This window comes from Enterococcus sp. 2STP (assembly GCF_032465635.1).
Taxonomy (GTDB): domain Bacteria; phylum Bacillota; class Bacilli; order Lactobacillales; family Enterococcaceae; genus Enterococcus_B; species Enterococcus_B lactis.
The window spans coordinates 148017-171698 of sequence record NZ_JAWDJH010000013.1 but is presented as its reverse complement, the minus strand read 5'-3'; the positions used below and the strand labels follow the sequence as shown (position 1 = coordinate 171698).

At 39.5% G+C, this 23682-nt stretch carries 22 protein-coding genes and 1 tRNA gene; 19 read left to right on the top strand and 4 right to left on the bottom strand.

Going from position 1 to position 23682, the window contains the following annotated elements; genetic code table 11:
• Nucleotides 1-119: 119 nt before the first annotated feature.
• From RWU19_RS04860 to RWU19_RS04835, 6 genes are all read left to right on the top strand, one after another.
• Complete coding sequence (locus RWU19_RS04860) at nucleotides 120-593, top strand: ferrous iron transport protein A (protein ID WP_002290585.1); 474 nt, start codon at nucleotides 120-122, stop codon at nucleotides 591-593.
• On the top strand, nucleotides 590-2722 hold the full coding sequence (gene feoB, locus RWU19_RS04855) for a ferrous iron transport protein B (protein ID WP_104764210.1): 2133 nt from the start codon (nucleotides 590-592) through the stop codon (nucleotides 2720-2722). Before RWU19_RS04860 ends, feoB begins: the two co-directional genes overlap by 4 nt.
• 1 nt (nucleotide 2723) lies before the next feature.
• Nucleotides 2724-2858 carry a hypothetical protein gene (locus RWU19_RS04850; RefSeq protein WP_002290587.1) on the top strand — a complete coding sequence of 45 codons (135 nt, stop codon included), beginning with the start codon at nucleotides 2724-2726 and terminating at the stop codon, nucleotides 2856-2858.
• A gap of 93 nt (nucleotides 2859-2951) precedes the next feature.
• Complete coding sequence (locus RWU19_RS04845; RefSeq protein ID WP_002287801.1) at nucleotides 2952-3596, top strand: GntR family transcriptional regulator; 645 nt, start codon at nucleotides 2952-2954, stop codon at nucleotides 3594-3596.
• A gap of 186 nt (nucleotides 3597-3782) precedes the next feature.
• Entirely contained in the window at nucleotides 3783-4976 is a 1194-nt protein-coding gene (locus tag RWU19_RS04840; RefSeq protein ID WP_002287805.1) for a glycine betaine/L-proline ABC transporter ATP-binding protein, read from the top strand.
• Nucleotides 4969-6696: an ABC transporter permease/substrate binding protein gene (locus tag RWU19_RS04835; RefSeq protein WP_002290589.1), complete on the top strand. Its 1728-nt coding sequence runs from the start codon at nucleotides 4969-4971 to the stop codon at nucleotides 6694-6696. The genes RWU19_RS04840 and RWU19_RS04835 overlap by 8 nt, the downstream gene beginning before the upstream one ends.
• A 173-nt stretch (nucleotides 6697-6869) precedes the next feature.
• Here RWU19_RS04835 and RWU19_RS04830 read toward each other — a convergent pair.
• Nucleotides 6870-6942, bottom strand: a tRNA-Lys gene (locus tag RWU19_RS04830).
• A gap of 380 nt (nucleotides 6943-7322) precedes the next feature.
• Between RWU19_RS04830 and RWU19_RS04825 the strand changes: the two genes are divergently transcribed.
• The 7 genes from RWU19_RS04825 to RWU19_RS04795 all read left to right on the top strand — a co-directional run bounded on the left by RWU19_RS04825 (nucleotide 7323) and on the right by RWU19_RS04795 (nucleotide 14519).
• Nucleotides 7323-7889 carry a DUF1836 domain-containing protein gene (locus RWU19_RS04825; RefSeq protein WP_002290590.1) on the top strand — a complete coding sequence of 189 codons (567 nt, stop codon included), beginning with the start codon at nucleotides 7323-7325 and terminating at the stop codon, nucleotides 7887-7889.
• On the top strand, nucleotides 7879-8739 hold the full coding sequence (locus RWU19_RS04820) for a DegV family protein (protein WP_002374830.1): 861 nt from the start codon (nucleotides 7879-7881) through the stop codon (nucleotides 8737-8739). Before RWU19_RS04825 ends, RWU19_RS04820 begins: the two co-directional genes overlap by 11 nt.
• A 188-nt stretch (nucleotides 8740-8927) precedes the next feature.
• Nucleotides 8928-9632 (top strand): response regulator YycF, encoded by a 705-nt coding sequence (yycF, locus tag RWU19_RS04815; protein WP_002374828.1) that lies wholly within the window; start codon nucleotides 8928-8930, stop codon nucleotides 9630-9632.
• Between the two features lie 4 nt (nucleotides 9633-9636).
• Nucleotides 9637-11472 carry a cell wall metabolism sensor histidine kinase WalK gene (gene walK, locus RWU19_RS04810; RefSeq protein ID WP_002290593.1) on the top strand — a complete coding sequence of 612 codons (1836 nt, stop codon included), beginning with the start codon at nucleotides 9637-9639 and terminating at the stop codon, nucleotides 11470-11472.
• Nucleotides 11469-12785 carry a YycH family regulatory protein gene (locus RWU19_RS04805; protein WP_123837675.1) on the top strand — a complete coding sequence of 439 codons (1317 nt, stop codon included), beginning with the start codon at nucleotides 11469-11471 and terminating at the stop codon, nucleotides 12783-12785. The genes walK and RWU19_RS04805 overlap by 4 nt, the downstream gene beginning before the upstream one ends.
• A complete protein-coding gene (locus tag RWU19_RS04800) occupies nucleotides 12786-13655 on the top strand; it encodes a two-component system regulatory protein YycI (RefSeq protein WP_002290596.1) in 870 nt (289 codons plus the stop codon).
• Nucleotides 13656-13709: 54 nt separating this feature from the next.
• On the top strand, nucleotides 13710-14519 hold the full coding sequence (locus RWU19_RS04795; RefSeq protein ID WP_104867097.1) for an MBL fold metallo-hydrolase: 810 nt from the start codon (nucleotides 13710-13712) through the stop codon (nucleotides 14517-14519).
• Nucleotides 14520-14619: 100 nt separating this feature from the next.
• Here RWU19_RS04795 and RWU19_RS04790 read toward each other — a convergent pair whose 3' ends face one another.
• Nucleotides 14620-15249, bottom strand: coding sequence for an NAD(P)-dependent oxidoreductase (locus tag RWU19_RS04790; RefSeq protein ID WP_123837674.1), 630 nt, complete (start codon nucleotides 15247-15249; stop codon nucleotides 14620-14622).
• A gap of 168 nt (nucleotides 15250-15417) precedes the next feature.
• On the opposite strand from RWU19_RS04790, the gene RWU19_RS04785 reads away from it, so the two are divergent.
• Nucleotides 15418-16716 (top strand): PTS sugar transporter subunit IIC, encoded by a 1299-nt coding sequence (locus tag RWU19_RS04785; protein WP_123837673.1) that lies wholly within the window; start codon nucleotides 15418-15420, stop codon nucleotides 16714-16716.
• Between the two features lie 76 nt (nucleotides 16717-16792).
• Here the strand turns inward: RWU19_RS04785 and RWU19_RS04780 are convergent, their stop codons facing one another.
• Nucleotides 16793-17455 carry a type II CAAX endopeptidase family protein gene (locus tag RWU19_RS04780; protein ID WP_316002696.1) on the bottom strand — a complete coding sequence of 221 codons (663 nt, stop codon included), beginning with the start codon at nucleotides 17453-17455 and terminating at the stop codon, nucleotides 16793-16795.
• Between the two features lie 224 nt (nucleotides 17456-17679).
• On the opposite strand from RWU19_RS04780, the gene groES reads away from it, so the two are divergent.
• The 5 genes from groES (at nucleotide 17680) to RWU19_RS04755 (ending at nucleotide 22674) form a co-directional block, all read left to right on the top strand.
• Nucleotides 17680-17964: a co-chaperone GroES gene (gene groES, locus RWU19_RS04775; protein WP_002288862.1), complete on the top strand. Its 285-nt coding sequence runs from the start codon at nucleotides 17680-17682 to the stop codon at nucleotides 17962-17964.
• A 51-nt stretch (nucleotides 17965-18015) separates the two neighbouring features.
• The gene (gene groL, locus RWU19_RS04770) at nucleotides 18016-19641 is read left to right on the top strand and encodes a chaperonin GroEL (protein WP_002290607.1); all 1626 of its coding nucleotides are present in this window, start codon (nucleotides 18016-18018) and stop codon (nucleotides 19639-19641) included.
• Between the two features lie 333 nt (nucleotides 19642-19974).
• The gene (locus tag RWU19_RS04765; protein ID WP_002315700.1) at nucleotides 19975-21381 is read left to right on the top strand and encodes a PTS sugar transporter subunit IIC; all 1407 of its coding nucleotides are present in this window, start codon (nucleotides 19975-19977) and stop codon (nucleotides 21379-21381) included.
• An 82-nt stretch (nucleotides 21382-21463) separates the two neighbouring features.
• Complete coding sequence (locus RWU19_RS04760; protein ID WP_002293626.1) at nucleotides 21464-21736, top strand: hypothetical protein; 273 nt, start codon at nucleotides 21464-21466, stop codon at nucleotides 21734-21736.
• Nucleotides 21737-21750: 14 nt separating this feature from the next.
• Nucleotides 21751-22674 (top strand): LacI family DNA-binding transcriptional regulator, encoded by a 924-nt coding sequence (locus RWU19_RS04755; protein ID WP_002293627.1) that lies wholly within the window; start codon nucleotides 21751-21753, stop codon nucleotides 22672-22674.
• Nucleotides 22675-22789: 115 nt separating this feature from the next.
• Here the strand turns inward: RWU19_RS04755 and RWU19_RS04750 are convergent, their stop codons facing one another.
• The gene (locus RWU19_RS04750; RefSeq protein WP_123837672.1) at nucleotides 22790-23542 is read right to left on the bottom strand and encodes a MerR family transcriptional regulator; all 753 of its coding nucleotides are present in this window, start codon (nucleotides 23540-23542) and stop codon (nucleotides 22790-22792) included.
• Between the last annotated feature and the right edge of the window lie 140 nt (nucleotides 23543-23682).

Here is a 23682-nt window from a genome sequence, read left to right as displayed (position 1 = left end):
AATTACCGAGAGTATTCTATGTGAGAATGATTCTCATTTATTTGCGTAATACGTAAGAAAACTAGAACATAGAATGAATGGTTTCAACACATGATTTATTTCACAAGAGAGGAATCAATATGCAGACCTTAGCGCAGGCAAAGCAAAACTTCGTTTATCAAGTCGAACGAATCGAAACAGAAGAAAAAACAAAACGCCATTTGCAAAATATTGGGGTCGTTGTCGGAAGTAAAATCGTCGTCGTCAATTTATCAGGCAACAATGCCATTTTACTGATAAAAAGTCATCGAGTGGCAGTAAGTCGGGAAATACTAAGTCAGATCTTTGTCAATAAAAAGACTGCTTCCTCTGAAAGCTGGACTTCTCTTGATCAATTAAAAGCAGGAGAGACGGGGATCGTCGTAGCCATCCACGGACAAGGCGCAGTGAAGCGGCGGTTGATGGATATGGGATTGACGCGAAATGTAAAAATAGTCATCCGAAAACTAGCCCCTCTAGGAGATCCAATCGAACTGACAGTGCGAGGATATGAATTGACGTTACGAAAGTCAGAGGCTGAACTAATCTTGGTACAAAGGGAGGAAAACGAATGAATATCGCGTTAGTCGGAAATCCAAACAGCGGAAAAACGAGCTTGTTCAATCTCTTGACTGGTTCGAATCAATATGTAGGGAATTGGCCGGGCGTAACAGTAGAAAAAAAAGAAGGATCGTTGAAAAAAAATCCGAACATTCATATTCAAGACCTACCTGGCATCTATTCTTTGTCTCCTTATACACCCGAAGAAGTGATTGCAAGAGATTATTTGGTTCATGAACAGCCTGAACTGATCATCAACATCATTGATGCTACCAATTTAGAGCGGAATCTATATTTAACTACGCAGTTATTGGACTTAGACATCCCTATGATCATTGGTCTGAATATGATGGATGTCATCAAAAAAGAAGGAAAAAAAATCAACCTAGAAAAGCTTTCCTATGGTCTTGGTGTACCAGTTTTACCAATCAGCGTATTGAAAAAGCAAGGAATCGAAAAATTAATCGAAAAGATTCAGGAGTCTGCAAAAAAACGGCCTTCTATTCCTGTTCCCTGTACATACGATCCGCGTTTAGAAGCAGCTTTACATGAAATTGAAGATGTACTAGGAGAAAAAAGCAGCAAGAAACGCTGGTATGCAATGAAATATTTTGAACGAGATCAGAAGGTGAATGAGGATGATGAGATAACAATTTCTCAGCAAAAAGAAATCGAACAACTGATCCAGTTGACAGAGAAACTATTGGATGACGATAGTGAAACGATTCTAGTCAATGAACGTTATGAATTTATTACCCAATTATGTGCACTATCTGTCGTGTCAAATGATTCTTTCCAATTATCGATGAGTGACAAAATCGATCAGATTGCAACGAATCGTTGGTTAGCCTTGCCAATCTTTGCATTTGTGATGTGGCTGATTTATTACTTGGCTATTCAAACAGTAGGAACAATGGGGACAGATTGGATCAATGATACATTGTTTGGAACGTGGCTACCAGAACATGTTGGCAGACTGCTAGCTGAATGGCAAGTAGCGGAATGGATGCAGGAACTGATCTTGAACGGCATCATCGCAGGCGTAGGAGCAGTATTAGGATTTTTACCGCAATTGATCGTATTGTTTTTATGCTTGAGCTTTCTAGAAGACTGCGGATATATGGCGAGGATCGCTTTTGTCATGGATCGACTTTTCCGGAAATTCGGGCTTTCAGGAAAATCCTTTATTCCTATGCTGATTGCCACAGGATGTGGCGTACCAGGCGTCATGGCTACTCGCACGATTGAAAACGAGCAAGATCGTCGGTTGACGATCATGGTCACGACATTCATGCCTTGTTCTGCAAAATTGCCGATTATTGCCTTAGTGGCAGGGGCCTTTTTTCCTCACCAATCTTGGGTAGCTCCTTCTGCCTATTTTCTTGGTATGACTGCAATTATTTTCTCTGGAATCAGCTTGAAAAAAACGCGTTTGTTTGCTGGAGAAACAGCTCCGTTTATCATGGAATTGCCCGCATATCATTTTCCTCAATGGTCGACGATCCTAAGACAAACCTATGACCGCAGCAAGTCTTTTGTAAAAAAAGCAGGAACGATTATCTTTGTTTCTAGTATCGTGATCTGGTTTAGCTCTTCTTATAATTTTTATGCTCAACCTGTTCCTGAAGACCAAAGTATCCTAGCCTTTTTCGGACGAATCCTAGCTGTTGTTTTTCAGCCGCTTGGTTGGGGGAATTGGCAAGGAACTGTCGCAGCGATTACAGGATTAGTTGCTAAAGAAAATATTATTGGCACATTCGGTATTTTGTTTGGACATGCGGAAGTATCCGAAAATGGCAGAGAAATCTGGCAAGTGCTACAACACACATATACTCCCGCAGCAGCTTATTCATTGTTAGCCTTCAATTTACTTTGTGCGCCTTGTTTTGCGGCAATTGGGGCTATCCATCGGGAAATGAATGCCAAGAAATGGACTTGGATCGCCATAGGCTATCAATGCGGTTTAGCTTATTTAGTTAGTTTTGTGATCTATCAGTTGGGACACTTATTGGAAGGTGGACAGGTAGCGTTAGGGACGTATCTTGCTATTTTATTGATGATAGGACTCGTTTATGTTTTGTTCCGTCAGCCAAAATCCAAGAACGAGTTTTATACTATATTGTCATTAGAAGGAGAGGAATAGGATGGCGACATTCTTATTAAGTGTATTAATCTTTGGAAGTGCAGGGGCGATTGTCTATACTCGTTTAAAATCCGGAAAGAATTGTGATGACTGTCAAACAGCTTGCCCAGTAAAAAAGGAACAGATCAAGCGATGATCAGTCGTTGCAAGAGGCTGTTCTCCCCTTTTTTGCTTATTTTGCTAGAGCATAGTAAGATGAGGGAAAGTAAAAAAAGAAAGAGGAAAGAAAATGTCTGGAAAGAAAAAAATCGTCCGCCCGCGCTATCAGCAGATTGCTGTTGATTTAGCCGAACGTATCGTTGAAAACCGATATAAAGTGGGTGAGAAGATCCATGCTCGCTCAACGCTTGCCAGTACGTACAATGCTTCTCCTGAGACTACCCGAAAGGCTATCAATGTGCTGGTAGATCTTGGGATCATGGAAGTACGGCATGGGAGTGGGGCATTTGTTGCTTCGAAAGAAAAAGCAAAAGATTTCCTATTGCAGTATCAAGATGTACAATCTATCCAAGATACAAAAGCAGAAATCATGGCGAGTGTGGAGAAGCAACAAGATGAGCTGAATCATTTTTCTCAATTATTGGATCAGCTGGTCAATCAAACGAAGCGAATACATAAGATGAACCCGTTACTTCCGTTTGAATTGTCTTTATCAGAAAAAGCAATGCATCTGGACCGTTCGATTAGTGAGTTGAATATCTGGCAGGCGACTGGTGCTACAGTTATCGCAATTTCTCATAACGAAGAACTACTTGTTTCACCTGGACCTTATGCTAAATTTACGGCAGGGGATATCGTTCATTTTATTGGAAATGAATATACGCTACAGCGTATGACAAACTTTTTTTACCCGGAACATCAGCTTGCAGAATGATTGTGTGAAATATTATAAAAATATTAACTTGGCTAAACCTTTTATTTATAAAGATTTAACCAAGTTTTTTTCTGTTTGGACAAGCAAATTTCTTTCATTTTTGACAAAGTGACTACATGATGTTAACATAGTGTGGTCACTTTTTTCAGAAAGAAAAATGAATTTACATAAAAAAGGAGAATTTGTTTGGTAAAAGTAGAAGTAAAACATTTAACAAAGATATTTGGTAAAAAGACACAAGCCGCTTTAGATATGATGAATGATCACCAGCCGAAAACGGAGATTTTAAAGAAAACCGGTGCGACGGTTGGTGTGTATGACGTGAACTTTGACGTAAAAGAAGGAGAAATCTTCGTGATCATGGGGCTTTCCGGGAGTGGGAAATCCACATTGATCCGTCTATTGAATCGTCTGATCGAGCCAACTTCAGGCAGTATCTATATTGATGGAGAAGATGTATCGAAGTTAAGTAAAGAAGAATTGCGAGAAGTCCGTCGTCATAAAATCAATATGGTTTTCCAAAACTTCGGTCTGTTTCCACACCGAACGATCTTGGAAAATACAGAATACGGGTTAGAAGTCCGTGGTGTACCTAAAGAAGAACGACAAGAAAAAGCAGAAAAAGCATTAGAAAATTCTAGTCTGCTTTCATTTAAAGACCAATATCCTAGTCAGTTATCTGGTGGGATGCAGCAACGGGTCGGCTTAGCCAGAGCTTTAGCGAATGATCCTGAGATCTTGCTGATGGACGAAGCGTTCTCGGCTCTTGATCCGCTGATTCGACGAGAAATGCAAGACGAATTACTGGACCTGCAAGCCAATGTTCAAAAAACGATTATTTTCATTACCCATGATTTGAATGAAGCTTTACGGATTGGGGACAGAATCGCATTAATGAAAGACGGCGAAATCATGCAGATCGGAACAGGTGAAGAAATATTGACCAATCCAGCAAATGATTACGTACGTGAATTTGTGGAGGAAGTCGATCGTTCCAAAGTGCTTACTGCTCAAAACATCATGGTACCTGCATTGACGACGAATATCGAATCTGATGGACCAAATGTCGCATTGACAAGGATGCGTAATGAAGAAGTCAGCATGCTGATGGCTGTTGACCGAAAGAGACACCTGAAAGGAATCATTACTGCAGATCAGGCGTTAGAAGCTAGGAAGCAAAAACGTCCATTGATCGACTTCTTAGATGAAAATGTGACGGTGATCGGAAAAGACATGGTTGTAAGTGATATTTTCAATATTATTTATGATTCACCGACTCCGCTTGCAGTTGTAGAGGATGGAAAATTAAAAGGTGTCGTCATCCGAGGTAGTGTGATTGAAGCATTAGCAGAAACAAGCGAGGTGAGTGAACATGAATAATCTATTAAACTATCAATTACCAGTGGCAAACTGGGTAGAAAATATCACAGAATGGTTTACGACAACTTTTTCTGGCCTATTTTCATTTTTACAAACGATCGGACAGGCAGTGATGTCGGGGATTACAAATTTACTGTTAGTGATCCCAGCGCCTTTGTTTATCTTGTTATTGACGATAGCAGCTTTCTTTATTTCTAAGAAACGTCCAGGACTTACGTTGTTCACATTGATTGGTCTATGGTTTATTTATAACCAAGGTCTATGGAATGACTTGATGAATACTGTCACACTTGTTCTTTTATCTAGTGTGATCTCCATCATCATAGGTGTACCGTTAGGGATCTTGATGGCAAAAAGCAGTAAAGCTCAAAGTATCATCAAGCCGATCCTTGACTTTATGCAGACGATGCCAGGATTCGTTTATTTGATTCCAGCAGTTGCATTTTTCGGTATCGGGATGGTGCCAGGGGTATTTGCCTCAGTCATCTTTGCTTTGCCACCAACCGTTCGTTTTACGAATTTAGGGATTCGACAAGTACCGAAAGAGTTAGTAGAAGCTTCTGATTCATTCGGGAGCACAAGTCGTCAAAAACTATTCAAACTAGAATTGCCTTTAGCTAAAAGTACGATCATGGCAGGGATCAATCAAACAACGATGCTGTCACTTTCAATGGTCGTTATTGCCTCTATGATCGGTGCACCCGGCTTAGGACGGGGAGTATTGTCCGCTTTACAAAGAGCACAAGTCGGGAATGGATTTGTCAACGGGGTTGCATTAGTTATCTTAGCAATCATCATTGACCGTTTTACGCAGCATTTGAATCAGCCAAACAATAAGAAAGTTGCAGGAGCTGCAACACAAAAAAGTAAAAAACGTCAAGGATTGATCATTGGTGCTGTAGTAGTAGTGATCTTAGGCGCGATTGGTATAGGAAGTTTTTCTTCTGCCAAAGAAACAAAACGTATCAACTTGTCTTATGTCGAATGGGATACAGAAGTTGCTTCAACAAATGTAGTCGGTGAAGTGTTGAAACAAATGGGCTATGATGTAACGATGACACCGCTAGATAATTCAATCATGTGGAAATCTGTTTCAAATGGCGAGTCAGATGCCATGGTTTCAGCTTGGCTACCTAAAACTCATGGTTCACAGTATGCACAATATAAAGATCAAGTCGAAGACCTAGGTGCCAATTTGACAGGAGCAAAAGTCGGTTTAGCAGTACCAGCCTACATGGATGTAAATTCGATCGATGAGTTAACCGATCAGGCAGGTAAGAAAATTATAGGAATTGAGCCAGGAGCTGGTGTAGTTACGGCTGCTGAAAACACGATCCAAAAATATGACAACTTGAAAGACTGGAAAGTCGAGACATCTTCTTCAGGAGCAATGACCGTTGCACTAGGACAAGCAATCAAAAAACACGAACCAATTGTAGTTACAGGATGGACACCTCATTGGATGTTTGCCAAATATGATCTGAAATACTTGGAAGATCCTGAAAACGGAATGGGAAGCGAAGAGCAGATCCATACGATGGTTCGAAAAGGATTGAAAGAAGACCAGCCAGAAGCTTATAAAGTATTAGACAATTTCCATTGGTCAGAAAAAGATATGGAAAAAGTCATGTTGGAAATCAACAATGGAAAAGATCCACAGCAAGCAGCAAAAGAATGGATCAAAGAGAACCAAGAATTAGTCGAAAGCTGGAAAAAATAAAAAAGACGGAAACAAAATAAATGGAGCTTCCAAAATTGGATCAAAAATCCAGTTTTGGAAGCTCCATATTCGTCTGTCTCTTTTTTTGCCTATAAAAAAAGAGAATGCGCAGTTCGTCTTCGAAACGTCCGAAGACGCCGACAAACTACCATTCTCGTGGGTTTGGCACCCAATGGGCCGTGAGGGGCTCGAACCCGCGACCCGCTGATTAAGAGTCAGCTGCTCTACCAACTGAGCTAACGGCCCATACAAAAAGTACTTAATAATAGTAGCACTAAGAATTTTAAAATGCAAGACTACATTTAAAGAAAATCAGAAAAATCTTTACTTCCTTATAGGAAATCATTCATAGATTATTCACATTTGCTCGTTATTATATAAGCATACCAACAAACAAAGTTCTTGCAAGAGAACAAACCCTAACACTTTTTCATTTTTTACTCCTTTCCCGCCGTCTCCCCGGCGGGTCTCCTGTTCTTAACGATAAAAGACAAGAAGGCTTGGCCTTCTTGTTTTTTTGCTTTTATAAAATTCCATTAATTAAATCATCTAGTTCAAATAACTAGATTGAATGTTTATGGTAACTTTGGTATCATGTTAGTGAAATGAAAAAAGGAGCGATTACGATGGAAAAAATGCGTCAGCAATTAATGGAGTGGGGAAAAGAACTGGAAACATTCCGTCTGCCTCACTGGGAAGAGCTCCCCGACCTAGAACTTTATATGGATCAAGTCAGAACGTTAGTTGATCGTTATCTTTCACCTGTGATACAAGGAGAAAAACATCCATTGCTAACCTCCTCTATGGTAAACAACTACGTTAAACTGGGTTTGATACCAGCACCAGTTAAAAAAAGATACAACAAAGAACATGTAGCATTTTTACTTGCAATCACTACATTGAAACAAGTATTGACTATTCCTGAAATCAAAGAAGGAATATTGTTCCAAGGAAAAACAGTGGGGATTCGTGAAGCTTATAATCTATTCTGTGATGAACAAGAAGCAGCTGTATGGATGGTCAGCCAATTAGCACAAGGCAAATCCCATCCCCAAAAATTCGACCAGGCAACCCCTGTAGAATATATTGCTGTAAGAGCAGCAACTTTATCGTTTGCAATGAAACTTCTTGCGGAAAAAACGATTGTTCTAGAAACCGAATACTTAAAAGAGGAGAAAACAAATGAAAAATGATAAAATCGCGATTTTAGTAGATTCTGGTACGGATGTGCCAGAAGAATTGATAAAAAAATATGAGATGTACATGATTCCTTTGAAAATTATTTATAAAGATCAGGTATATACAGATAAAATAGATATTACACCTGAAGAAATCTATCAACGTTTGCCAGAGGAAATTCCAGGTACATCTTTGCCTGATGGTGAGTCGATCACAGAAATCTTTGAGCAAATCAAAAAAGATGGTTATGAAAAAGTACTTGCGGTAACGATTTCCAGCGGATTGAGCGGGACGTATAACGTGGTTCGTTTGATTGCAGAACAGCAAGAAGAACTAGAAGCGTATGTACTAGATACGAAAAATATCGGTATTGGTGCGGGTTTTTCTGCAATACAAGCAGCGAAATGGCTAGAAGACGGTGTCGAGTGGAATCAGCTGATCAGTAATTTGAATGAATTAGTCGAAAGAACAAAAGTTTTCTTTAATGTTGCGACATTGGAATATCTCCAAAAAGGTGGACGGATTGGTTTGGTTGCTTCTATTTTAGGAACCGCTTTAAAGCTTAACCCAATCATCTCCTGTAATGATGAAGGAATCTATTACACAGTAGGAAAAGCTAGAGGACGTAAAAAAAGTTTGGATAAGACGGTTGCTTACGTCAAAGAAAAAATCGGCAATGCCAAGGTTTTTAACTTAGCCGTTGCCCACGGTGATGCGAAAGAAGAAGCGATTGAAATGGAAGCGAGGCTCAAAAGAGAGTTCCCGCAAGCAAACCAAATCTACTTTGGTCAAATTTCTCCGGCATTAGTAGTCCATACTGGTCCGGGATTATTAGGTGTCGGCGTACAAGTTTTAGAAGGATAAATCAAAAAAAGGAAAACAGTGAGGTGAAAATCAGTGTTTTCCTTTTTTTATTGAAGTTAGAACAAAAAAGGAAGTATTTTGCACTCCCATGTTAATTTTCTCTTTTGTTTTATAGGCAAAGATGAAACAAAACCAGAAATACGGTATAATGAAAAGGTGTGACAATAATATATAAGAGGTGGCTCTTTATGAAAAAAGTTTTAGTTGTCGATGATGAGAAGCCGATTTCGGATATCGTCAAATTCAATTTAGCCAAAGAAGGCTATGATGTTTATACTGCATATGATGGGGAAGAAGCCTTGGAAAAAGTTGCTGAGGTAGAACCTGATTTGATTTTACTTGATTTGATGCTACCTAAAATGGACGGTTTAGAAGTTGCTCGTGAGGTACGCAAAACGTATGACATGCCAATCATTATGGTAACAGCCAAAGATTCTGAAATTGATAAAGTCCTAGGCTTAGAATTAGGCGCGGATGACTACGTGACTAAGCCATTTTCCAATCGAGAATTAGTGGCAAGGGTCAAAGCGAATCTTCGTCGTGGTGCCACGGCTACGAAGGAACCAGAAGATGCGGCTCCTGCGGAATTGACGATTGGTGATTTGACCATCCATCCAGAAGCTTACATGGTGACGAAACGAGGAGAAACAATCGAGTTGACACACCGTGAATTCGAACTACTCTTTTACTTGGCGAAGCACCTTGGGCAAGTGATGACAAGAGAACATTTATTACAAACGGTTTGGGGCTATGATTATTTTGGAGATGTACGAACAGTGGATGTAACTGTTCGTCGGTTGCGCGAGAAGATCGAAGATAATCCAAGCCATCCAAATTATTTAGTGACACGCCGTGGTGTCGGTTACTATTTGCGTAACCCAGAACAGGAGTAATTGGATGAAAAGAAAAGTCCGCTTTTTTCGATCAGTCAATTTTAAGATCGCTATTACTTTTATTTTGATTTTATTGATCTCGATCGAAATTATTGGCGCCTATTTTATACGTGGATTGGAACGTTCCACGATCAATACATTTATTAAAGATATGAATCAAACGGTGGAATCATTAGCGACGACAATCAGTCCGGAATTAAATCGCAAAGATAACGTAGATGACGAAGAGGTAAATGCGAATATCAAGAGATTTATTGAAAACAGTGCGACTAGCGATATCATCGAAATACGGGTCGTTGACGAAAAAGGGATCATCCGAGGAACAACTGATGTCAATGAACAAAGCGCTGTGGGAAAGAAAAATGATTATGTCGATATCAATGATTTCACAACTAAACGGTATGTTGCTTTAGATAACGACGATAAACGGGTGAATATCAATGTTCAACCGATCCTGTCCCCGACCGGCGATGCCGTTATCGGGGCTCTTTACGTCAAAAGTAATATCGAACAAAAATATTCGGAAATCAATAATACAGCAGTCATTTTCTTTACTGCCTCACTGATTGCTGCGTTTATTTCAATGATCGTCTCCGTTTTAGTTGCTCGTTCGATTACTCAGCCAATCGGTGAAATGAGAGAACAAGCCATTCGAATCGCCAGAGGAGACTACAGCCGGAAAGTCAAAGTGCATGGACAAGATGAACTAGGGCAGTTGGCTGATACCTTCAATCAGTTAGCTGAACGTATCGAAGAAGCTCAAGATACAATGGAAGCTGAACGCAATCGGTTGGATAGCGTGCTGTCTCATATGACAGACGGCGTCATCGCGACAGACCGCAGGGGGAAAGTCATTACGATCAATGATATGGCTGTTTCCTTGCTAGATGTCAAAAATGAGGAAGCAATTGGACAATCGATTTTGACACTTTTGGATATCGAAGAAGAATATACCTTGCGGAAATTATTAGAAGATCCAAACGAAATGGTACTTGACCGTTCAACCAGTACATTGGAGAGCGATCAGATGATCTTACGAGTAGACTTTTCCATGATCCGTCGCGAATCAGGTTTTATCAGCGGATTAGTAGCTGTCTTGCATGATGTGACAGAACAAGAAAAAACAGAACGGGAACGCCGTGAATTCGTTTCTAATGTTTCCCATGAGCTTCGTACACCACTGACAAGCATGCGCAGTTATATCGAAGCATTGAGCGAAGGTGCATGGAAAGACGAAGAAGTAGCACCAAATTTTTTGAAAGTAACATTGGATGAAACAGATCGGATGATTCGAATGATCAATGATCTCCTGAATCTATCTCGCATGGATACAGGAAATACCCAGCTTCAATTAGAGTATGTCAATTTTAACGAGTTAGTGAATTTTGTTCTTGACCGTTTTGATATGATGGTGGGAAACCAAGAAAAAAATTATAAGATCCGTCGCGAATTCACGCAAAGAGATCTTTGGGTCGAAGTAGATACAGATAAAATCATCCAAGTAGTCGATAATATCATGAATAACGCGATCAAGTATTCACCAGATGGGGGAACGATCACCTGTCGCTTATTAGAAACGCATAATAACGTGATTTTAAGTATTACCGACCAAGGATTGGGGATTCCTAAAAAAGATCTGAACCGAGTGTTCGAACGATTTTATCGAGTAGATAAAGCACGTGCAAGAGCACAAGGTGGGACAGGACTTGGATTAGCTATTTCTAGAGAAGTAATCAAGGCGCACCGAGGCGCGATTTGGGCAGAGAGCAAGGAAGGAAAAGGATCGACTTTTTATATCTCGCTGCCATACGAACCTTATGAGGAGGAATGGTGGGAATGAGAATTTCTGAAAAAGTCGTTCGCGTAGGACTTATTTTGATGGTTGCATTAAGTTTATATTTCTCTTATGCCATCTGGCTGAGTCCAGCAGGGAAAAGTTCGATCAGCGTCGATGAGACAAACACTCAAATGATCGAGTCTCAAAGCAATCGGAAAACTTCTGAAGTTTTTCTTCCGCTTCATGTCACGTGGCACCATTCGGGAACGATCCAAGAAACCAACAGTGAAAATCTCGTGTACCGATTGCAATTGATCATCGATAAAGCAAGATTTGGGAAGCTTTCTGAAGTCGTTTCGGGAGATGAATCACAATTCGAACAAGTGAAAAATCTGACATCTGGTTTCGAGTTGGCCTATAATGCGCCTTTTTTGCTAAGAGAATATAAGGAAGCATTTGATTTAGATGTAGACGTCTCGAATTTGGCAAAAGAAAGCGAAAATATGTATTTTACTAGAATACAATTCGATCAAGGAAACAAAAAAATCCGATTTTTGAATTATTCGAACCACCTTGTATATGAAGCGAATATTTCGTTGAATTGGGAGGATATCAACAAAGAATTAACAGCAAACGACACGAAATGGACAGAAATGTCAACAGAACCGTCGACGATCGACACCCAATATGCTACGAAACATTCAATCAAGTTGAAAAAGTACAGCTATATCCTTTCGCAGCAACCCTATACACTTTTTAGAAATGCTTTTTTCCAGAAACCAGATAGCGTGAAGAATAATGATGAAAGCAATGAATTGATTTTTTACGGTGGGAATGAAACGATGTCTATCCATTCGGAAACGCAAGTAGTTGATTTTCGAGGAGAGCTGCCAGAGAAAAAAGAAAATGCTAGTGTATTTTCTGAAAGTTTTCCCTATATTAGCAAATTAGGCAGTTCTTTAGGGAATCTCAGATATTTTGACCGCAGTGACAATACCATCGATTACCGGATCTTCGTGGAAGGCTTCCCGGTTTTTGGGACGGACAGCAGAGGACAGATCGGTGTGGAAGTTGGCGGTGAAACGAACGGTTCGGTGCAAGTGAATATTCAAACCAGTTTGAATACGATTCAAGTACCGATACCTTCAGATGAAGAAGTAGAACTTGCAAGTACGAATGAAATCATCCAGCAGCTGGAAGCTAAGGGAGCAGATAGCAACAAGATTGGTTCAGTAATCGTTGGCTATACATGGCAAAATGTTAAAGAAACGAATCGCGTCGTTGATCTCTTACCTGAATGGTATGTGAAATATGAAGATAACTGGTATTCAGCTAACGACCTTCTGGAAAAATTACCTGGATTGGAGGCGAATTAATTGGATTTTAAAAAAATCGAATGGATATTTTTCGTCGCTTTTTTAGGGTTGAATGTGTTTTTATTCAGCAGTTATCATGATGCGGTATACCAAGAAAACAATGTTATTCGTTCTGATCAGACTGAATCCATCCAACAACGTCTGGCTAGTGACGATATCACTTATACGGGGAAGATTTCTTCTGAGAGCAAGCAAGGCTATTATCTTAGCGCGGAACAGACCAATCTTAGCACTTCATTAGCAAATTATCGCAAGGCTGGTAAAAGCGGATTGTTGGAAAGTGGCGTGTTTTTAGACGGCGATGTTTTGACAAAATCCTTATCCAGCTCAGAATCTGAAAAGAACGTGATTGATCCAGATAAGATCAGCAGTTCTTTGGAAGATTTTTTAGCTAACAAAGACAATATTTTGTTCGGTAATGAGTATGTGTATACGAAAAACTTTTCTCATTTAGAAGAAGAACCACTAGAAATCCAAGCAAGCCAAGAGTATGAAGGTATTCCGTTCAATGATGATACAGCAAAAATCGTTCTTTCTTTAGAAAAAAACGATAACGATTATAGTATCACGAAATACATGCAGACGCATTTATCTGATATCGAGCAGCTGCGTGAAAAGACGGAACTGTATACAGAAGAGGAAGCAATCAATACATTGTACATCAATAACAAAATACCAAGAGGATCAAAAATCTTATGGCGTCAACTAGCTTATTCCTGTATTCTGAAAGTCCGGGAAAAAAATGTGTATGTTCCTGTTTGGCATGTAGCGATCGAAACAAGTGATAAAGTGGTTCAAATCGAGAGCGTCAACGCTTTCAGCAATACGATCGTGACAAACAACACTGTACCAAAAGTGGAAGATCAATAAAAAAGCGAGTATAATGAAAAAAGTTTACAAAGTAAGAAGGGAAGTAGGAGTCAAATGGCTGAAGAAAAACCAGCTTTTAAAATCAGTATCCTAGCAAGTGGAAGTTCGGGTAATTCACTTTATATCGAAAGTGAAAAAAAACGGCTTTTGATCGATGCAGGACTTAGCGGTAAAAAAATCACTTCCTTGATGGCTCAAATTGATCGGACACCGGACCAATTAGATGGAATACTTGTGACGCATGAACATCGAGACCATATACATGGTGTGGGTGTCTTGGCTCGTAAGTATCATTTGGATGTTTTTGCCAATCAGCAGACTTGGGAAGCGATGGAGCCGCTGATTGGGAATGTACCAGTGGAACAAAAACATCTATTTGAGATGGGAAAAGTAAGAACATTCGGCGATATCGATATTGAGAGTTTCGGCGTCTCCCATGACGCAGCAGCTCCGCAATTTTATCGTTTCCATAAAGAAAACCGTTCATTCGTCATGTTGACGGATACCGGATACTGCAGTGATTACATGCGAGGTGTCATTGAAAATGCCGATGGTTATTTGATGGAAAGTAACCATGATCTTGAGATGTTACGCATGGGACCTTATCCGTGGAATCTAAAACAGCGTATTTTAGGAGATAGAGGGCATCTTTCCAACGAAGATGGTGCACTTGTTATGACTGATGTGATCGGTAATCGGACCAAACGGATCTATCTTGGTCATCTTAGCAAGGAAAACAATATGAAAGAACTTGCTCATTTAACGATGGAAAATGTTTTGAAAGAAAAAGATTTTGGCGTTGGACATGATTTTGAAATCTATGACACAGATCCAGATGAAGCAACTGAGCTATTTTCGATTTAAATAGTTCAGTCAATAAAAAAATAAAAACAGAAGATAAAATCAATTAGTGTTGGTTTTATCTTCTGTTTTTATTTTTCAGAACATTGACAAAACAACCGTGTTATCGGCTGACTACACTGATATGCTGTTTTTCATGTTGTTTATCCAGTATCTCATCTACTAATGCAATCGCGTAATCTGCCATGCTGATCGTACTGTCGCCAGCAGCGTTTCTTTGTAGATAATCATCACTTAATAAATAAGTGCCTGTACGCTTGCCGTGTGGATCAAATAAAGAAGCTGGACTGATATAAGTCCACTGTAGATTTTTAGATTGTTTCAATTTTAGCAATCCTTCGTACATATTGAAAGCTGTTGGATAGAAGGGTGCATTTTTAGGTACTTGGTCAATCATACGAGTCGTCTTTTCTGTATCCAAGAATAACGAAGAGGCACCCCCAACGACGATTAAGCGTGTATCGGTTCCTTCAAGTATCTCAATCAAATGGGACAAAGAAGTTTGATGCATTTCTTCTTTTCCTTTAGGAGCGTTGAAAGCATCAACGACAACATCAAAAGATGCAAGGTCAGTAGCTGTCAACTCAAATAAATCCTTTTGTATAAACGGAACATCTGATGGTAATTTTTCTGGATGACGCACGATTGCCGTCACATCTAACTCTCTGGACAATGCTTCGTCTAAAATAAATGAACCTGCATGACCAGTAGCGCTAATGATTGCGATTTTCATAAAAAACCTCCTTTTTTATTCCTGTCCATTGTAAGCAGTTACTGGATATTCGTCAAAGAATCCGTTTTTTGAAAAGCTTAGTGCGCATTCCTTTCATGGTTCGTGTTCATTAGGTATAGTTAAATTAAGAAAACTGGTTAATCAAATAGAAGATGAAGGAGATAAGAAATGAAAGAGTGGTTAGATCGTGCCTTTTTACCAATGATAACATCTGTTGTGAATCTTAGACCCTTAACTGCTTTGCGTAATGGAATGACTTATACGATCCCGATAATTATAGCTGGCTCGCTGTTTTTCTTATTTGCTCATTTTCCTGTAGATTACATCGCTCAGTGGATAGACAAAACAGGATTTTCTATGTATTTTACACAAGTATACCAGGCTACATTTGACGTGATAGCCTTTTGGATCGTTTTTGCTATTGCGTATGCTTATGCAAAAGAAGAAAACATCGATCGCTTGCCAGTCGGCATGACAGCCTTGTCTGCTTACCTACTACTTATTCAGCCACTTAATGTTCAGGGAGAGATAGATAATATCTGGACAGGCGGTGAAGGGATACTAGGAGCAGTTGCAACCGGGCTCCTCATCGGATGGGGCTATGCACGTTTAGCAAGATTTGCGAAAGGGTGGAGGCAAAATGGGAAGATTCCTGAAAATGTTTGGCAGTCTTTTACTTCATTGATTCCAATACTTGCTATAGTCATTTTTACGCTTATAGGTTCAGCTGTTTTTCAACAGTTGTTCGGGATGACTGTTGTTCAAGGAATATGGACGTACGTCCAGCTTCCGATCCAATCGTTGATAGACACGTTATTCGGTGTGCTTTTATTAGGTTTTTTTGTCCCGTTTTTATGGCTATTTGGTCTTCATGGATCTGCGATGGTCAATGGGTTGGTTAGTCCGATTTTACAAGCAAACTCATTAGCAAATGCAGAAATCTTAGCCTCTGGAAAAGAATTGACTGTGGCAAATGGCGGGCATATCGTTACTCAGCAATTTCTTGATCAATTCATGACTGTTACCGGAGCAGGTTTGACGTTAGGGGCTGTATTTTTTATGATGTTTTTTGCGAAATCGAGGAAGTACCGAGAATTAGGAAAACTTTCTCTTTTACCAGCCTTTTTCAATATCAATGAATCGATTATTTTTTCCACACCGATCGTGATGAACCCGATGATGGCTGTTCCTTTTATTTTCGCGCCGATCCTCTCAGGATTGATTACCTATTCCGCTTTATATTTTGGATTCGTTCCTTTATTTACAGCGGTCCAAGTTCCTTGGACAACACCGCCGATCCTCTCGGGTTTTTTAGTAGGCGGAGTGCCTGCAGCGATTTTACAAGGTATCGTGTTGGCAATTAGTTTTTTCATTTATTTCCCATTTTTGAAAAAAATAGATTCTGCAAACTTCAAAAAGGAAAGACAGACAAAAAATGCTGGAACAGCAGAAAAGATCATCGACTAAAAAAACAAAAATACTCCTGTCGCTTTAGATTGGAAAAATCACCAATCTAGGATGACAGGAGTATTTCTAATCATGTTTATACCAGTCCTTTTTGGACAGCTAATTGAACAAGAACAACTAATGTGTTCATTCCTACGTGTGTGATCATTGATGTCCAGATCCGACCAGTAGCTTTGTACTCTAGGCTGAAGAAGAAACCTAAGAAAAAGTAAATCAGCAAATGACCATCATTATGAGCAAATGCAAACAGCAAAGAGCTGATCACTGCCCCGACCCAAAAATTTGAATACCGGCTGATGATCCCCAGTATGCTGCGGCGGAATACGAACTCTTCCATGATGGGTCCTGCAATAGTTGTCGCCAAAATAAAAGCAGGTGCTTCCATGATCATCTGGATGATATTTTGTGTATTCTCAGAAGGGGTTGCTTCGCCAAACAATACAGATTCCAACATGACAGCGATGCTTTGCAGAAGCAATGCGACAAAGATCCCAACTAATCCATAAATAACGATCTTTGGAACAGAAGCTTTTTTTACTGCTGATTCGATCGCTAAAGGCTCAGGTTGCTTAAAATAAAAAATAGCTAGGACAACCGCGCCCAATATATACATGACTGCAGTTGCTGTGATCAACTCAGACGTAGATTTTACAAGTCCTATCGAAGCGAGGATCAAGGGTGAGATAAAAATTAGACCATAGCAAAAAATGCTGAGGAAACTATATTTTTTTAAAGACATGTAATTCCTCCTTTTAAGGGATAACAAGCATGCAAGGCAAGCTTTTATCGATTGATTTCAATTATATCATAATTTCAATAAGCAACTGTCAGAATAAAATTTCTTTTCTTTGATTTAAAAGCTTGCAAAAAAGAGGGAGAATGAGTATTATTAAAAATGTAGGTTAGCACTCGAAGGTTAAGAGTGCTAACGAATTAAAAAAAGAGTTATCGGAGGGATTTATCGTGTTAAAACCATTAGGTGATCGCGTCATTATCGAAGTCGCAAAAGAAGAAGAAAAAACTGTCGGAGGAATCGTTTTAGCTTCTGCAGCTAAAGAGAAACCTCAAACTGGGACAGTTGTTGCAGTCGGTGAGGGCCGTTTGTTGGAAAACGGTGAAAAAGTTCCTGCCGCTGTGAAAGCAGGCGACCAAGTTATGTTCGAAAAATACGCCGGTACAGAAGTAAAATACGAAGGAAAAGAATATCTGATCGTCGCAGGAAAAGATATCATGGCGATTGTTGAGTAAATTTTGAAGATAGAAAAAATAATCAAAAATAATCGATGAGGTGAATCAATCATGGCAAAAGAATTGAAATTTGCAGAAGACGCACGCGCAGCTATGTTACGCGGGGTAGATAAATTAGCAGATACAGTGAAAGTAACATTAGGACCTAAAGGCCGAAATGTCGTACTAGAAAAATCTTACGGCTCTCCATTGATCACAAATGATGGTGTGACGATCGCAAAAGAAATCGAGTTAGAAGATCATTTTGAAAACATGGGTGCAAAACTTGTATCAGAAGTAGCATCAAAAACAAATGATATTGCCGGTGACGGAACAACGACAGCAACTGTTTTGACACAAGCAATCGTTCGCGAAGGTTTAAAAAACGTAACTGCAGGTGCTAATCCTCTAGGCATTCGCCGCGGGATCGAATTGGCAACAAAAGCAGCAGTGGAAGAGTTGCATAATATCTCAACTGTTGTTGATTCAAAAGAAGCCATTGCACAAGTAGCAGCTGTTTCTTCAGGCTCTGATAAAGTTGGGCATTTGATTGCTGATGCAATGGAAAAAGTTGGAAACGACGGTGTCATCACAATTGAAGAATCAAAAGGAATCGAAACAGAACTAGATGTTGTAGAAGGTATGCAATTTGATCGTGGTTACTTATCACAATATATGGTAACAGATAACGACAAAATGGAAGCTGTTCTAGAAAACCCATATATCTTGATTACAGACAAAAAAATCTCTAACATCCAAGACATTCTGCCATTGTTAGAACAAATCTTGCAACAATCACGTCCATTATTGATCATTGCTGACGATGTAGATGGCGAAGCATTACCAACGCTTGTTTTGAACAAAATCCGCGGAACATTCAATGTAGTAGCTGTAAAAGCTCCTGGCTTCGGTGATCGTCGTAAAGCAATGCTTGAAGATATCGCTATTTTGACAGGTGGTACAGTAATTACTGACGATCTAGGTCTAGAATTAAAAGATGCAACAATCGAAAACTTAGGAAATGCGTCTAAAGTCGTTGTAGATAAAGACAATACAACGATCGTAGAAGGTTCAGGAGAAAAAGAAGCCATCGAAGCGCGTGTGCAATTAATCAAAAACCAAATTGCTGAAACAACTTCTGATTTTGACCGCGAAAAATTACAAGAACGCTTAGCTAAATTAGCAGGCGGTGTAGCTGTTGTTAAAGTCGGTGCAGCTACTGAAACAGAATTGAAAGAATTGAAATTACGCATTGAAGATGCATTGAATGCTACACGTGCCGCAGTAGAAGAAGGAATGGTCTCAGGTGGTGGTACAGCTCTAGTGAACGTTATCAGCAAAGTTTCTGCTGTAGAAGCAGAAGGAGACGTGGCAACAGGTATCAAGATTGTTGTTCGTGCCTTAGAAGAACCAATTCGTCAAATCGCTGAAAACGCTGGTTATGAAGGATCAGTGATTGTTGATAAATTGAAGAACGTAGAACTAGGTACTGGTTTCAACGCTGCTACTGGAGAATGGGTAAACATGGTTGAAGCAGGTATCGTAGACCCAACTAAAGTAACACGTTCTGCCTTGCAAAATGCCGCTTCCGTTTCTGCCTTGTTATTAACAACAGAAGCAGTCGTTGCAGATAAACCAGAACCAGCAGCACCAGCAGCTCCTGCAATGGATCCATCAATGATGGGCGGTATGATGTAAGAAAAGCACCTTGTTTATCTAGCGTAGCCCATTATTTGAGAAAGATAGATAAAAAAGTAGAAAAGGAAGCGAAATACTTCCTTTTCTACTTTTTTTGTATACTTATTCATAATAAATGTTATTTAAATGGTATCATTTGCTTTTGCTAGTAGTAGGAAACTATACTATTTATAAAGGATTATGCATATTTTTTTGAATTCGCATAGTTATTTATTTTATCTGCTAAAAACAGATAGCCAGATAGGAATAACTATGCTATATTTATAATATCATTATAATGTATGCGTATTCAAAAAAGGAGCTTCGGTAACAATAAAAACAGGAGGAGAAAAAATGAATGGATTAATGAGTTGGATGGAGAAGTATATTTTGCCAGTTGCAACGAAAATCGGGTCGGAGAAACACTTGGTTGCATTGAGAGATGCTTTTATTGGTACGATGCCAGCTACGATGGCAGGAGCAATTGCTGTTTTACTGAACGCATTTATGCGGGATTTTCCGAATACGTATCTAGGTGAAGGGAATGCAATCACGACATTTTTTACCCCAGTCATTGGCGTAAATGGATTGATCTGGAATGGTACTTTAGCTATTATGGCAGTGGTCTTTGCTTTATCACTAGGAGCGAATCTAGCGAAAGCCTATGAGGTCGATCCTGTCTCAGGAAGTATTGTTTCTCTGGTTGCTTTTATTATTGGCTTACCCGATGCAGCAACAGCGGTGTTGACATTGCCCGAGAAGCTTTCGCAAGACGCAGCAGATTTGATTACTTCTGCAGGTGGTGTGATTGCTGGAACGCCAGACGGAGGACAAACGTTATCAGTAGGCGCATGGGGCTATTTTAATTTTGGTAAATATATGGGTGGGTCTGGTTTGTTCACTGCTATGATCTTTGGATTTATTTCTGTCATTATTTTTGCGATTCTGATCAAGAAAAAGATCATCATACGGATGCCGGATTCTGTGCCACCTGCTGTAGCAAGAGCTTTTGCGGCAATTATTCCTGCATTAGTTTCTTTATACGTCGTTGGAGTGATTAATTATATCTTTAGACAAACAGCTGGCGAGCCGCTGATTGACTGGATTTCTGAAGCCATCCAATCTCCTTTGATGAACTTGTCACAAGGTTATGGAGCGGTCTTTATCATTGTTCTTCTTGTGCATGTTCTTTGGTTTTTTGGTCTTCACGGCACAAATATCATGTCACCTGTTTTGCAGACCTTATATGGTACCGCGATGGTCGAAAACACGAATGCCTTTCAAAATAATGAACCCATTCCTTTCAAATGGGTGGCAGGTTCTTTTGAAGCTTTTGTCTGGCCGGGGGGAGCTGGAGTCACGCTGGTGTTGATCGTTATGATTTTATTTTTATCTAAGCGGGCAGATTATAAAACGGTAGGAAAGTTGGGGCTTGCACCAGGAATTTTCAATATCAATGAACCAGTGATGTTTGGTCTTCCTGTTGTGTTGAATCCGCTGTTGATGATTCCGTTCATCTTGGCACCTCTTGCGACTGCAACGATCGCCTATTTTGCCACGATGGCTGGGCTTGTTCGTCCGGTTGTAGTAAATGTGATTTGGGTCATGCCAACGATCATTAGTGGATTTTTAGCTACTGCGGGAGATTGGCGAGCCATCGTTTTAACAATCATTAATTTAATAGTAGCTGCTTTGATCTGGGCGCCATTTATTTTAGCAGCAAACCGCTTAGATCCAAATTTAGGTGAACCAGAGGAATAGAACTTTTCTATTGCAAAACAAACTCCTTGATATGAGACGCGTTTCATACACTATACTCAAAGTATCAAAAGGAGGGCTTGCAATGAATACCTATGTAGAGATAACAGATGGCACAACGAACAATTATTTTTATGCGTTTGTCGAGTTTAAGGGTTCCATATTAACGTTGTACAGTTTTCAAGGACTGAATAAGAATATAGTAAAAGAAATACCGATGAATGAAATCGAAACGTTGACAAAAGATATATATTGGGGTGGCCAGCGGATTAGTTTTTCTCATGATGGAAAAATGTATCAGTTTTTTGAATGCGGTCCAGCTGTGGTAGACTATTTACAAGAAAATCTTTTTGTATAGGTGGCGAAGCAGCAGTGGCAAATATTCGAGATATCGCAAAGCTCACAGGTTATTCAGTTTCTACTATTTCACGTGTGATCAATGGACATCCATATGTAGATGAGGAAAAAAGGAAAGAAATACTTGCGGTCATGAAAGAAGTCGATTATATCCCTAATGCAAAAGCCAGACAGTTGAGTTATGGAAAAACGAAAAGTATCGGAGTAATCTTGCCTTATACCAACCATCCGTACTTTGATCAGCTGATCAGTGGGATCATTGAAGAGGCGTTTGATTATGATTACAAAGTGACGCTTTTACCGACGGGTTATCAGAAAGAAAAAGAGCGAAGCTATCTTGAAGAATTTGCAGCTAAAGCGTTCGATGGTTTGATCATCACATCTCGTGCCAATACACTAGAAGATTTGCTGGATTATCAAAAATATGGTCCTCTAGTTTTTTGTGAAGAAATCAAGGAAAAACAGGCAAGTTGCGTCTTTATTGATCGAGAACAATCGATTACAGAAGGTCTTTCTTATTTGAAGCAGCAAGGGGTAAAACGATTGGGCATCACATTGGGGCGAAGTGGCAGGCTGAGTTATAATTCAAAGATCACTTTGCAACTATGTCGTCGACTTTTTCCGTTTTTTGATGAGTCACTTGTTTTTTGGGATTGCATAGATGCAGAGAAAGGAAAACAAGCAGGTATCTTTTTTAAAGATCATAGAGTTGATGGGGTCTTTACAAATTCGGATATGGTCGCAGCAGGCATCTTGCAAAGCTATCTGCAAGATAAGACACCAGTGGTGATTGGACGCGATAATTTGCTGATCAGCGAGCTTCTTGGCTTTCCAACGATCGATCACCATCTGGAAGCTTGCGGAGAAATGGCTTTTCAATTGTTTCTTACAGAAAAAAAGGATAAAGTGAAAATACCTTATACGTTTATTCAGCGCTGAATTTTGGCAAAACACTTGTAAAAAATGAATCAGACACCAAATGTTAGTATAAAAAATCTAACTTTGGTGTCTGATGTTTTGTTGTTCGGTCGTTTTTGTCGGATCATGTAAACTGCTATGCCTTTTTTTGGATGATTTCATTTAATGCTTTCGCTGCACCTTGACCACTTCGTTCGTCATAATATGCAGTGAATCGTTCATCGGCTTCGTACATCATCCCTAATCCTTTATGCGCTTCTGGCTGATATTCAGACCAGCTGTAAGATAGCCACTTCTTATGAGCTTGAAAGATGCGATCTGCTAAGTTTTCATCTGCAGAGGCTTGTAAATAAAGAGTGAGATCAGCTAACATCTGCTTTTCAACAGTTTGCATTTCTTCATACGTTTCTTTATCCATATTCATCCATTTTTCGTTGGATGCTGTAACCTTTTCTTCCCCGTATTTTTGTCGAATCTCTTGTCCATAAGTTTCTTCATTTTCTTTCAATTTTTGTTGTTTGAACCCTTCAAATTTTTCTTTATCACTCATTTTTCTTCCTCCTTCGTACCTATCAAGTGTTTGTTGGACAGTTGCCAAGAGGATGTTGATTTGTGCCCGTTTTTCTAGAAGCATCTGCTGATGTTCGATTAAAGCTTTCTGGTGGTCAAAATGCGGATTATCTAAGATTTCTTGAATATCCTCCAACTTGAATGCCAACGTTCGATAAAATAAGATATGTTGCAGACGATCGACTTCTTTTTTGCCATAAATCCGATAGCCTGAGGAATTGATCCTAGCTGGCTTTAGCAGTCCAATCTCATCATAAAAGCGCAAGGTTCTCGGACTGACTCCCGATATCTCTGACATTTTCTTTATTGTGTATTCCATTATTTTTCCTCCTGACAAATGTAAGCATAATCCTTTACGTAACGAGAAGGTCAAGAAAAAAGTGTATTTTTTTCTCATAAAATTATGTTATACTATTAAGTGATAAAAGGTAAATCCTTTTGTTTTTTAAGGTTCAATTG

Coding starts and splice junctions, on each gene's coding strand:
- RWU19_RS04860 (WP_002290585.1), top strand. CDS start 120: ATGCAGACCTTAGCGCAGGCAAAGCAAAACTTCGTTTATCAAGTCGAA.
- feoB (WP_104764210.1), top strand. CDS start 590: ATGAATATCGCGTTAGTCGGAAATCCAAACAGCGGAAAAACGAGCTTG.
- RWU19_RS04850 (WP_002290587.1), top strand. CDS start 2,724: ATGGCGACATTCTTATTAAGTGTATTAATCTTTGGAAGTGCAGGGGCG.
- RWU19_RS04845 (WP_002287801.1), top strand. CDS start 2,952: ATGTCTGGAAAGAAAAAAATCGTCCGCCCGCGCTATCAGCAGATTGCT.
- RWU19_RS04835 (WP_002290589.1), top strand. CDS start 4,969: ATGAATAATCTATTAAACTATCAATTACCAGTGGCAAACTGGGTAGAA.
- RWU19_RS04825 (WP_002290590.1), top strand. CDS start 7,323: ATGGAAAAAATGCGTCAGCAATTAATGGAGTGGGGAAAAGAACTGGAA.
- RWU19_RS04820 (WP_002374830.1), top strand. CDS start 7,879: ATGAAAAATGATAAAATCGCGATTTTAGTAGATTCTGGTACGGATGTG.
- yycF (WP_002374828.1), top strand. CDS start 8,928: ATGAAAAAAGTTTTAGTTGTCGATGATGAGAAGCCGATTTCGGATATC.
- walK (WP_002290593.1), top strand. CDS start 9,637: ATGAAAAGAAAAGTCCGCTTTTTTCGATCAGTCAATTTTAAGATCGCT.
- RWU19_RS04805 (WP_123837675.1), top strand. CDS start 11,469: ATGAGAATTTCTGAAAAAGTCGTTCGCGTAGGACTTATTTTGATGGTT.
- RWU19_RS04795 (WP_104867097.1), top strand. CDS start 13,710: ATGGCTGAAGAAAAACCAGCTTTTAAAATCAGTATCCTAGCAAGTGGA.
- RWU19_RS04790 (WP_123837674.1), bottom strand. CDS start 15,249: ATGAAAATCGCAATCATTAGCGCTACTGGTCATGCAGGTTCATTTATT.
- RWU19_RS04785 (WP_123837673.1), top strand. CDS start 15,418: ATGAAAGAGTGGTTAGATCGTGCCTTTTTACCAATGATAACATCTGTT.
- RWU19_RS04780 (WP_316002696.1), bottom strand. CDS start 17,455: ATGTCTTTAAAAAAATATAGTTTCCTCAGCATTTTTTGCTATGGTCTA.
- groL (WP_002290607.1), top strand. CDS start 18,016: ATGGCAAAAGAATTGAAATTTGCAGAAGACGCACGCGCAGCTATGTTA.
- RWU19_RS04765 (WP_002315700.1), top strand. CDS start 19,975: ATGAATGGATTAATGAGTTGGATGGAGAAGTATATTTTGCCAGTTGCA.
- RWU19_RS04760 (WP_002293626.1), top strand. CDS start 21,464: ATGAATACCTATGTAGAGATAACAGATGGCACAACGAACAATTATTTT.
- RWU19_RS04750 (WP_123837672.1), bottom strand. CDS start 23,542: ATGGAATACACAATAAAGAAAATGTCAGAGATATCGGGAGTCAGTCCG.